The sequence below is a fragment of the Bradyrhizobium sp. SHOUNA76 genome, from assembly GCF_023006445.1.
Classification (GTDB): domain Bacteria; phylum Pseudomonadota; class Alphaproteobacteria; order Rhizobiales; family Xanthobacteraceae; genus Bradyrhizobium.
This window is the reverse complement of sequence record NZ_JALBHA010000512.1, coordinates 1-4,419: the sequence shown is the minus strand read 5'-3', so window position 1 is coordinate 4,419 and position 4,419 is coordinate 1. Positions and strand designations below refer to the sequence as shown.

The following is a 4,419-nucleotide window of genomic DNA, read 5'->3' as shown; positions in this document are numbered from 1 at the left end:
AGCGTCGCCACGGCGGACAGCGGCACCTGGGCGTTCGGCGCGCCGACCGTGGTGCTCGCGGCGCCCGGCAGATAGAGCTTCGACAGGATCGAGGGATCGCGCTGGTACATCGGCAGCGCCTCCAGCACCACGCGGTACTGGTTGGCCTGGCCGTAGATGGTCGAGATCTGCCGCTGCGCGAAGGCGTCGTTGAGCGTATCGGTGATTCCTTGCAGGCTCACGCCGAGCTGCCCTGCCCGGGTGCGATCGACGTCGAGCTGCGCCCGCAGACCGCCCTCCTGCGCCTCGGAGGAGACGTCACGGAACAAGGGATCGCGCCTCATCTCTGTGACCAGCTTGCGCGCCCATTCCGACACCAGCGTCGCGTCGGTTCCGGTCAGCGTATACTGGTATTGCGAGCGGCTCGACTGGGTCGAGATCTGCACGTCCTGCACGGGCTGGAAATAGACGGTCATGCCGGGGATGCCGGCCACCCGCTCCTTCAACCGGGTGATCACCGCGCTCACATCGTCGCGCCGCTCGCCACGAGGTTTCAGCGTCATGACAAGACGCCCGACATTGGTGGTCGGGTTGACCGAGCCCGCGCCAATGACCGAGACCACGCCGGTCACATCAGGGTCGGCCTTGATGGCGTCGGCGGCCTCGCCCTGCCGCTTCTGCATCTCCGCGAACGACACGTCGGGCCCGGCTTCCGTCACCGCCGTGATCGAGGCGGTGTCTTGCAGCGGCAGGAAGCCTTTGGGAGCAACAACGTAAAGCACAAGCGTCGCAACCAACGTAGCAAAAGTCACGACCAGCGTGGCGCGCTGGCGTTCCAGCACCCACAGCAGCGTCCGGTGATAGGCCTCGACGGTGCGGTCGATGAAGCGGCTGATAGTCGCCAATCCCGGCACCGCCAGCTCCTCATGGGCGTGCTTGAGCAGGCGCGAGCACATCATCGGCGTCAGCGTCAGCGAGACCACGGCCGAGGTGACGACCGCGATCGTCAAGGTCAGCGCGAATTCGCGGAACATGCGTCCGACGAGGCCCGACATGAACAGCAGCGGGATGAACACCGCGATCAGCGACACCGTCAGCGAGATCACGGTGAAGCCGATTTCGCTGGCGCCCTTCAGCGAAGCCTCCATCGCGCTGTCGCCATTCTCCATGTGGCGGACGATGTTCTCGATCATGACGATGGCGTCGTCGACGACGAAGCCAGTGCCGATCGTGAGTGCCATCAGCGACAGATTGTCGAGGCTGAAGCCGGCGAAATACATGATGCCGAAGCTCGTGATCAGCGATAGCGGCAGTGCCACGCCCGCGATCACGGTTGCGCGCAGCGAGCGCAGGAACAGCAGCACAACCAGCGTCACCAGCACCACGGCAAGGACCAGCGTGAACTGCACGTCGCGCACCGAGGCGCGGATGGTGACGGTGCGGTCGGAGACGATGGTGAGGTTGACGCCGGCCGGGATCGCACGCTGCACCTTGGGGATTTCGGCGCGGATCTGGCTGACAACGTCGATCACGTTGGCGCCGGGTTGGCGCTGGATGTCGATGATGACGGCCGGCGTGCCCTGGTACCAGCCGCCGGTGCGGTCGTTCTCCAGGCCATCGACGATCTGCGCGACGTCGGCGATGGTGACGGGCGAACCGTTGCGGTAGGCGATGATGACGGGCTTGTAGGCGTCGGCTGCGGCGATCTGGTCGTTGGCCGCGATGATGTAGGATTGCTGCGCGCCGTCGAGCGAGCCTTTCGGCCCCGAGACGTTGGCGTTGGCAATTGCGGTGCGCAGATCTTCCATGGCGATGCCATAGGCGGCGAGCCGCGCCAGATCGGCCTGGATGCGCACGGCCGGCTTCAACCCACCGAGCACCGAGACGCGTCCGACGCCCGAGATCTGGCTCAGCCGTTGCGCCAGAAGCGTATCGGCGATGTCGCTCATCGCCCGCAACGAGATGGTGTCGGAGCGCAGCGCCAGCGTCATCACCGGCGCGTCCGCCGGATTCACCTTGGCGTAGGTCGGCGGGTAAGGCAGCGTCTTGGGCAGCACGCCCGCCGCGGCATTGATCGCAGCCTGCACGTCCTGGGTGGCGCCGTCGATGTCGCGGTTGAGGTCGAACTGCAGCGAGATCTGGCTGACGCCGAACGAGCTCGTCGAGTTCATCGCCGACAGCGACGGGATCTGCCCGAGCTGCCGCTCCAGCGGCGCGGTGATCAGCGAGGCGATCACGTCGGGGCTGGCTCCTGGCAGCTGCGTCGTCACCTGCACGGTCGGGAAGTCGACCTGCGGCAGGGCCGAGACCGGCAGCGCGAAATAGCCCAGCAGCCCGCCAATCAGCAGCGCGATGCCGAGCAGCGAGGTTGCGATCGGCCGTCGGATGAAGGGTTCGGAAACACCCATGGGATCTGCCTGCCGCTCAGGCGGCTGTTGTCGGGATCATGGCTGCTTGGCTCCAGATCCCGATGCTCCCGGCCCCGGAGCCGGCCCGGTCTGACCCTTCTGGTCGCCTTCGCTGCTCTTGCGCTTGGCGCGGAACTCGCCGTCCTTGCCTTGTCCGTCCTTTTGACCTTCCTTCTGACTTTCCTTGGCGCCATCCTTCTTCTGACCGTCGGGCCCGCGCGAGCGCTTGCGCGGGGCGAGATCCGCCGACGGGGTCTGGTCGTCGCGGCCGATGGTCACCTTCGAGCCATCCGACAGATTGGCAAAGCCCGTTGTGACGACCTTGTCGTTTGCCGACAGGCCGCTTGCGATCACGGCGTCATGCTCGTTCTGCTGCGTCACCGTCACCGGCTTGGCCGAGACGACGTTGTCCTCGCCGATGACATAGCTGAAAGTGCCGATCGGGCCGCGCTGGACGGCAGATGTCGGCACCACCAGCGCCTGCGTCAAGGTCTCGACCTTGAGACGGACGTTGACGAACTGGCCCGGCCAGAGCTGGTAATTGGCGTTGGGGAATTCCGCCTTGAGCTTGAGCGTGCCGGTGGTCTGGTCGACCTGGTTGTCGATGCCGGTGAGCTTGCCGGTGTCGATCACGGTGATGCCGTCATTGCCGAACACGTCGACTGCGAGCGCGCCTTTCGCCGCCGCGGCATTGACTCGCATGATCTGCTGCTGCGGCAGGCTGAACCACACCGCGATCGGCTGCAGCTGCGTGATCACCACGAGACCCGTGGTGTCGGAGGCGTGGATGATGTTGCCCTGGTCGACCTGGCGCAGACCGGCGCGCCCCGAGAGCGGCGCGACGATCTTGGTGTAGCTGAGCGTTGCCGCCGCGTTGTCGATCGCAGCCTGATCGGCTTTGACCAGTGCCTCGGTCTGTGCAACCAGCGCACGCTGGGTATCCGCCTGCTGCTTGGAGCCGGCATTGGAGGCGGCGAGCTGCTCATAGCGCGTCAGGTCGATGCGCTGGTTGGCGAGCTGGGCCTGATCCTGCGCCTTCTTGGCGACCGCCTGGTCGTATTGCGCCTGATAGATCGCCGAATCGATCTCGCCGAGCACGTCGCCCTTCTTGACGTCCTGTCCCTCGGTGAAATTGACCGCGATCAGCTTGCCGTCGACCTGCGAGCGCACGGTCACGGTGTTGAGCGCGCGGATCGCGCCGACGCCGTCGAGATAGACCGGAACGTCCTGGACCCGCGGGCTCGCCGCCAACACGGGCACCGGCAGATCGGGCCGCTGGTTGCGGTTGTTGGCCTGTTGCTGATGCGTGGCGATCCAGCCGAGATAACCGAGCCCGCCGAGGATGGCGAGCGTGATCAAGGTCATGACGAAGCCGCGGCCGCGCGATTTTTTCGCCGTCCCCTCTTCCGCGCCCTGCTTCGTATCCGGCTTAAAGAGCATTGACCGGTTTCTCCATTCGCGGCTCCCAGCCGCCGCCGAGCGCCTGATACAGGCTGACGATGGCGAGCAGGCGGGCCAGTTGCGCCTGTGACAGCGCGTCTTCCGCCTGGAACAGCGTCAGTTGAGTGTTGAGCACGGTCACGATGTCGGCGGTGCCGGCGCGCAATTGCTGCTCGGAGAGATCGAAGGCGCGGCGCGAGGCGACAACGACGTCGCGCTGCAATTGCAGCTTGATCGTGGTCTGCTTGATCGAGAACAGCGCATTGTCGACGTCGGCAAAGGCCTGAACGATGGTCTTGCGGTAGGTCTGGAGCAGCTCGTCCTGCCGCGCCTTGGCGAATTCGAAATTGCCGAGGATCTTGCCGCCATCGAAGATCGGCTGGGTGGCGCTGCCCACGAGCTGGAAGAAGGCCGCATGCGGCTGGAACAGCGAGACCAGTGCCGAGCTCTGATAGCCGCCATTGCCGGTGAGCTGGATGGTCGGAAAGAACTGCGCGCGGGCGTTACCGATGTTGGCGGTCGCCGAGGCGAGCTGCGCCTCCTGCCGGCGGATGTCCGGCCGCTGCGTCAGCAACTCCGACGGCAGGCCGGG

3 protein-coding genes are annotated in these 4,419 nt (G+C 65.8%); all 3 read right to left on the bottom strand.

Annotation, left to right across the window (positions count from 1 at the left end; translation table 11 throughout):
• Nucleotides 1–2,387: efflux RND transporter permease subunit (locus MOV74_RS32155; protein WP_246931026.1), on the bottom strand; the 2,387-nt coding region annotated here is incomplete at its 3' end.
• A gap of 36 nt (nt 2,388–2,423) precedes the next feature.
• Nucleotides 2,424–3,827 carry an efflux RND transporter periplasmic adaptor subunit gene (locus MOV74_RS32150; RefSeq protein ID WP_246931025.1) on the bottom strand — a complete coding sequence of 468 codons (1,404 nt, stop codon included), beginning with the start codon at nt 3,825–3,827 and terminating at the stop codon, nt 2,424–2,426.
• Nucleotides 3,817–4,419 (bottom strand): TolC family protein (locus tag MOV74_RS32145; RefSeq protein WP_246931024.1); only part of this gene is annotated, 603 nt, incomplete at its 5' end. The genes MOV74_RS32145 and MOV74_RS32150, both read right to left, overlap by 11 nt.

Coding starts and splice junctions, on each gene's coding strand:
- MOV74_RS32150 (WP_246931025.1), bottom strand. CDS start 3,827: ATGCTCTTTAAGCCGGATACGAAGCAGGGCGCGGAAGAGGGGACGGCG.